6 protein-coding genes are annotated in these 6,208 nt (G+C 28.8%); all 6 read right to left on the bottom strand.

Annotated features, from left to right (window positions below; all coding sequences use genetic code 11):
* Nucleotides 1–88: 88 nt before the first annotated feature.
* Nucleotides 89–823, bottom strand: coding sequence for a hypothetical protein (locus tag ACTIEI_RS06780; protein ID WP_439505527.1), 735 nt, complete (start codon nucleotides 821–823; stop codon nucleotides 89–91).
* A gap of 38 nt (nucleotides 824–861) precedes the next feature.
* Complete coding sequence (locus ACTIEI_RS06775) at nucleotides 862–2,304, bottom strand: hypothetical protein (RefSeq protein WP_439505526.1); 1,443 nt, start codon at nucleotides 2,302–2,304, stop codon at nucleotides 862–864.
* A gap of 353 nt (nucleotides 2,305–2,657) precedes the next feature.
* On the bottom strand, nucleotides 2,658–3,125 hold the full coding sequence (locus tag ACTIEI_RS06770; protein WP_439505525.1) for an HNH endonuclease: 468 nt from the start codon (nucleotides 3,123–3,125) through the stop codon (nucleotides 2,658–2,660).
* Between the two features lie 189 nt (nucleotides 3,126–3,314).
* The gene (locus tag ACTIEI_RS06765) at nucleotides 3,315–4,349 is read right to left on the bottom strand and encodes an ATP-binding protein (protein WP_439505524.1); all 1,035 of its coding nucleotides are present in this window, start codon (nucleotides 4,347–4,349) and stop codon (nucleotides 3,315–3,317) included.
* Between the two features lie 161 nt (nucleotides 4,350–4,510).
* Complete coding sequence (locus ACTIEI_RS06760; RefSeq protein ID WP_439505523.1) at nucleotides 4,511–5,200, bottom strand: nuclease-related domain-containing protein; 690 nt, start codon at nucleotides 5,198–5,200, stop codon at nucleotides 4,511–4,513.
* A gap of 214 nt (nucleotides 5,201–5,414) precedes the next feature.
* Nucleotides 5,415–6,086, bottom strand: coding sequence for a hypothetical protein (locus tag ACTIEI_RS06755; protein ID WP_439505522.1), 672 nt, complete (start codon nucleotides 6,084–6,086; stop codon nucleotides 5,415–5,417).
* Between the last annotated feature and the right edge of the window lie 122 nt (nucleotides 6,087–6,208).

Genomic DNA, 6,208 nt, shown 5'->3' with positions numbered 1-6,208 from the left:
CGTGTTGAACAATTATTAAATGATAGACCAGTTAGAAAATTTAATTACTTAACCCCTAATCAAGTGCTACAACAAAAAATTGCACTTATTACTTGAACTTAGATTTCTCTATCTTTTCTTGATTTATCTTTTCTTCTTCGGCCATTTTCAACACATTTTCAATAGCTAACTTTTTCCTTCGCTCATCACTTTCAAGTTTCTTTTTCAATTTAAAATCAAGATATTCTTTGTCATATTTCGGGTTTGTAATCCAATAAATATCTACAGAATCAGACAATAAGAATTCTTTGAGACTTTCTTCGTCTAAAATTTGATTTGATAAATCAATTTCAATACAAGCAATACCAGATTTACGAATTTTATTCTTTTTTAACTCGTCAATAAAATGTGTATTGGCAAATTCAATAAATAGTTTTTTGGATTGCTTTACACAAATTGCATCGGGAACAAAACTTTCATTTTTGAATTTGATACTTTTTTCTAAAATTATTTCTTCAAATGAGACTAGTCGAGATTTCTTAAATTTAGATCTAGCATTCTCGGGATTATAGTCATAGTGATATTGGGGTGTTAAAATGGTTTTGGTCTCCCCAAGTATTTTTTTTGCTAATAAATGTAAAGAGGTTTCAAATGCGCCATCGCATTCTACTCCTGAATGGTGTGCAAAATGAATTACTTTTTTATTTTTCGGATTGTTTTTTGCAACTAAAGCTTGATTACAACATGCACAAATACATTTACAAGAAAGTCCATTTGAAACAGTAGAAATATGTTTTAACTCACCGTTTAAAATACCATAGGTCAAAAGTTTTTCATTTGCCAAAACTAGGAGATTATTTAAATTTAAAAAGAATAGAAATATTATTTACCAAACAATCCATAACCAAGAGATAAAAACCAACTTCCTCTAAATCTATCTCGAGTAATGTCCGTTGGTGCTGGATTGTATTTATCTGTTGTATTATAATTACTTGAAAGTCTTTTAACAGGACCTCCAATCCTACCAAAAGTTAACGCAAGTTTATTTGTACGTCCAAATAGTAAACCTGCTCCAATCATTACACGAACTTGAGGATTTTTTTCAAGCGTCAATCCTGGACCAAATGATATAAATCCTCCGAAATCACTTGTATTACTAAAATAACCACCAAAATGCATTAAAGCATTAATTCCAGCACTTACTCCAGAATTGTTTTCTTGAAGTATTGAATAGTTAAGTGTATCCAACTTTATAGGGTTAATACCATTGGGTTGTACTCGCGTAAGAATTGAAAACTCATCATTCTTCAACCCGCTTACAAAAACACCTGTTGTGAATGCCCATATTCTATTTGGATGTTTTTTTAGTTCAAAAGTAGTATTATATGATTGTGGTGTTTTATTAGCATCAATTCCAGTTATATCAATAGCAAACTTTGTTATATCACTTTTTACTTCAAATGGCAAAGAAATAAATTCAGTAGCTGGAGGTGTTGCATTTAACTTCTTATATTCTCTTGCAATAAATACTTCATTGAAAGTGGTATCAAATTTATTAAGAAAATGAGCAAATCCAACTTTATATGCACTTAGCATGCTGTCTGAAGTTGCAAGTGGAATACATTTATTAACAATATCATATTTGGGTAATATCGAATCGTAGTAATTCAAGAAATAACTTTCAATTTCCTTCTCAAATTCTAGTCTTCGTTGAATGATTGCTTCTGCTCCTTCTCTAAACTTTATAGCTGTTAATGGATTCAGATTGTTTTCATAAACAAGCTTATCGGCATTTTTTATGACTTGATCTCTAAATTTAAAATGAAAATCAAATAATTTTATTCTCATTTCTGTCATAAATGGCATTATAAGGGGAACAGATTTATCACAATCATTTTGACTTATAAGGTCAGTAATTTTTTTTGCCTTGCCCTCCTCTACCTTATACTCTAACATCATTTTTTTTAAATTCGTTGAAAGGCCTTCAGTTTGAGTAGATGAAGAAACAAATTCATTCAAATTGCGAACACTGTAACCCGTTAGATTACCCAATAGACTATTAAAACCATCCCCGAAATTAAATACGTTGAAAAGTGCTGGTGGAGTTCCAATATTTACAAATGAATCGGTTTTATTAATGTTTACCTTATAAAGATTAGTAGGAATATTAATTACTTTAATTTGAACATCTTTTGCTTCTTGCAACTGAACTTTAGTAGGATATTCAATTGTTTTTGTTTTAAAATCAATCTTTACGGTGGTCTGAGAAAATGCTCCTAAACTAAAGGAACAAAGTAAAATAAGTGAAAAGAAGATATTTTTCATTGTAGTTGGTTTAAAAGGTTTAATATTTTAGAAATAGGTATATAGCTTTTTGAATGAAGGTCTAGATTAAAAATTGAGAATTTGCTTTTCTAAAATACATAATAATGATTTTGACATCTTCCTAAAATCGGCCTAGTTAAAAATAGAAGAAACAGGTATTACAAGAACTAATTTGTACCGATTATGATGATCCGTTGTTGGGTTTATTCTGTCACTTTTTATGTTCATATTCATAACTCATAGAATACTATATTTTTTCATTTTTATAATAATCTCTTTTTATAAATTATACTGACAAAACAACTAATAAACAATGGAAATAATTAAAATTCGAGTTGAGAATCAAATTAAAATTATATATCCTTACTAAAATTTAAATTTAATTTATCTAAAGTTTTTAATCGCTCTTCATGTGGAAGATTCTCTAAGGAAATTGGCCACTTATTAGAAATTCTATTATTCAAAAACTGTTCCTTTTTTGTTGCCCATCTTAAATTATTAAGATTGTTATTCAAAGGATTTGTATCTATATGGTCAACAGTATGCTCTGGTGTAGGTGGATTTCCGAGAAATGCAATTGCAACCAGCCTATGAACAAAACGTCTATATGTATTGCCATCTTTCCCTTTAAAGTCACTTAAAATAACTAAAAGGTAGGCAGAAGATACTGTTCCATTTTTTCGACGTTGAACTTCTCTTTTTTGCACCTTCATTTTACCAGTCAAAGTATGTTTTACCCTCCCCTGACTACTAACAAGATATTGTGGAAATTCCTTAATTGGTTTCCATTGTTCTTCGTCTGGAAATAATGAAAAGTTCATAAACACCAATTTTTTATTTAATAATTCGTTTATCTTCTGGGTTGATTTATCGTCCTCTCAATAAAAGTATAATTAGAAAATGAGAATAAACATTAAATTAGGACATAGTCTAATCACAATAAAATGAAAATATTTAGGCCATAATCATAGCGCCAAAAAAAAACAAAAAGAAATTGAAGTTTCATTTTACTATTCATTCGTTAACATTTTTACAAGTAAACCAACTGCTGTTAACTTATAAATTGAAGGAACACCTTTTGCTAAAATTTTTCTTTCCTCATAATCTAATCTCTGTTGTTGATTTCTAAACGAGTAGTCAGAATAATCTTTGTTATTTTTTAAATCAATCTCTTTTATAATTTCCCAAATTCGATTCTTATTTGAATTAGGTAATCGTCTTTTAATTTCAGTTGCAAGTTGTTCTGCTGATAATGGATATTCTTTCAATTTATCTTCTCTTACTTTTTTTATGACTTCAACTTGATTAATAGGTGTAATATCTCCAACCAATTTTAAAGTCATTGCACCTTTCTTTTCTGCAAACTGTCCTTCTTTAATAATTTGAAATCCACTTAATAAGTTCTCGTCAACTACCAAAATTTGATTATTCCCTTTTTCGATTATTCCTTTTTCAGAGTCAAGTATTGCAGCATTTTGTGGTCCACTTTTACCTATTTTTTGAACTAAATCCATCCATTGGTGATTTGTTTGCTCAATTCGTTTTTGTATTATTGATTCTAGTTCTGCTGATTGGATTTTTTGTGTACGACCACCATACCTAAAATAGACTTCACCATTTTTTAAGATTTGATCTTTGCCTTCATCTTTTTTACAAATAATTGGTTTTATTACAGCCTCATAAATGTAGAAAAAACCAAAATTCATATTCTTAAATTCATAAAGTTCGTGCTCCCATTGTATATTTGAAGAAAATATATCAAGCAAATAACCTGAAATTTTTTCCGGGTCAATTTTATCAAATTGTTCAGAAGCACTTGAAGATAGACCTACCAATTCTCTTTTGGGTCTATCCTTAACACCAAAAATTAAATAGCCCCCTTTATTATTAGCAAATGCTGAAAAATCTCGAAAATAGTCAGCAAGTCCCTTTAAATTAAAGGACTCTTTAAATTCAATAAACTGGCTTTCTCGATGATATAGATTTCCATCCTCTTTCAGTTTTAAAAACTCTGCAGCAATTTTGGAATTTAATTTTTCAGACATTTAAAAGGTCATATTTTAATGATGATTAATAATTTTAGGCTTAGCCACAAATTAAAAGTTTGATTTAAATTAAATTACAGAAGTTCATTAGTACTAGCAAAGTTGATAGTCCATTGTAAAAATTCCTAACTTACTAAAAGTATTTTGTTATCAGTTGGAATTTAAAAACTATGAAGATTCAATTTACTTCTAATATTTTCAGCATGTTGAAGTCGAACATCTCTATCTTCACCATAATTAACAGATTCAAATAATATAACTTCGATATCAGCTAAATTAGTATAAGTAGATTTCTTCCCAGTTTGTATAAGTTTGGTAATTGCTTCTATTGCATCATCAAATTTAACAATACTAATTTCACTTGGAATTTGAGATAAATCCTTTAAAACACAGTCACCATAAAAGACGATTAAGGAATAAAAGGGAATATCTTCTAAGTTGGACAATCTACTCTTTAGGTACTTTATATGACTGTTGTTCTGAAAAACTGGATTATAAAAAGAATACTTCTGTTTACCATAGGCTAATACTTGAACCCATTTTGTTTGATTTCCAGTCCCAAATATCCAACCACTTAAATGTTTTACTTCAATTACTATAATGCCAACCTCTGTTAGTATAACTATATCAACTTGTGAGTAACTCCCATCAGATTTCTTAACATATAAATCATGAAAGATCCTTTCAGAAGAAAACCCATTCTTTAGAAGTCTTAGTACTAAGTCCCTTTCTGACCAAGTACCCCTGCTCCTATTAGTTACAGTTCTAAGTAACTTATCATTTTGAATATCTCGATAAATAATAACAAGAGCAAGGGAAACCAAGAATAGTATGATAATCCAAATAGTCATATAAAAATTGTGCTCCTAGTATTTTCCTCTGCTTATTTGATACTTAGTTTGGAAATTCTATAGCGACAGCACTGTGTAAAATACTCTTGAATAATCTGATTGTTAAAGTATATAATGATTTTTTAAATCAACCTATTTCAGAACTTGAAAATATATCGTTGAATTGTAATTCCCTCTTTCTACACTTACACAAAAATACTTTTTGTATGAAGAATTATTTTGAATTGACTTGTATTAATATAGATTCATTAAAGTCGTTAGTTTTAATAATATCACAAGGATAATTAATATTAGCAAATTCTTCCTTTATTAATTTTGCAATTGTAAGATTTGTTTCGCCATTAGTATAAATCTTTATTCCTGTTGGTGGGGGAATCATAACATTTTGGTTATTCTTTACTTCAGTATTCCAGCCAATGCCAATTAAAAAATTTTTTAACTCTATTGAAAAATTCATTGGCTCAGTGTTGTTTGAAATATTGCAAATAATTAATACTCTTATTCCCTGATAATACTTCAATTTATTTGTCAAAGACTCTTTTACAAAGTCTGGTAGAAATCTATCAGAAACTGCAAGTCTTAACTGAAGAAGTTCCATTTCTAGTTCCTTACTTTTAAGTTCTGCCTTTGCTGCTTTTTCATTTGAACTTGCTGCCTTCTCAAAAGCTGTAGCTGCATCTTTTTTTGCCTTTTCAGAATCTCTTCTTGCTAATGCAGAACTTTCATTTGCTTTTGCGATTTCTAACAAATCTTGTTGTCTTTGAGCATTTAATAAAATTGCTTGTTGATTTTTAAAATAAAATGCAAAAACAGCAGCAATCAATGTTAGTACTAAAGCTATTAATGTTATGTAGTCTGTTATTTTAATTTTTTTATCAAGATTCATTGGCAGAATTATAAAAAAGAGGATTACAGTTATTAGTAATAGTAGAGCAATTATTAAAATAAAAAATTTGTATTTATAAATCATATTTTGAACTATTCTGTTAGTGACCTAGTTAAGTATTA

It is taken from the genome of Sediminibacterium sp., assembly GCF_051860225.1.
Classification (GTDB): Bacteria; Bacteroidota; Bacteroidia; order Chitinophagales; family Chitinophagaceae; genus Sediminibacterium.
Note: the sequence above shows the minus strand (reverse complement) of the source record. Positions and strands in the feature narration are given on the sequence as shown.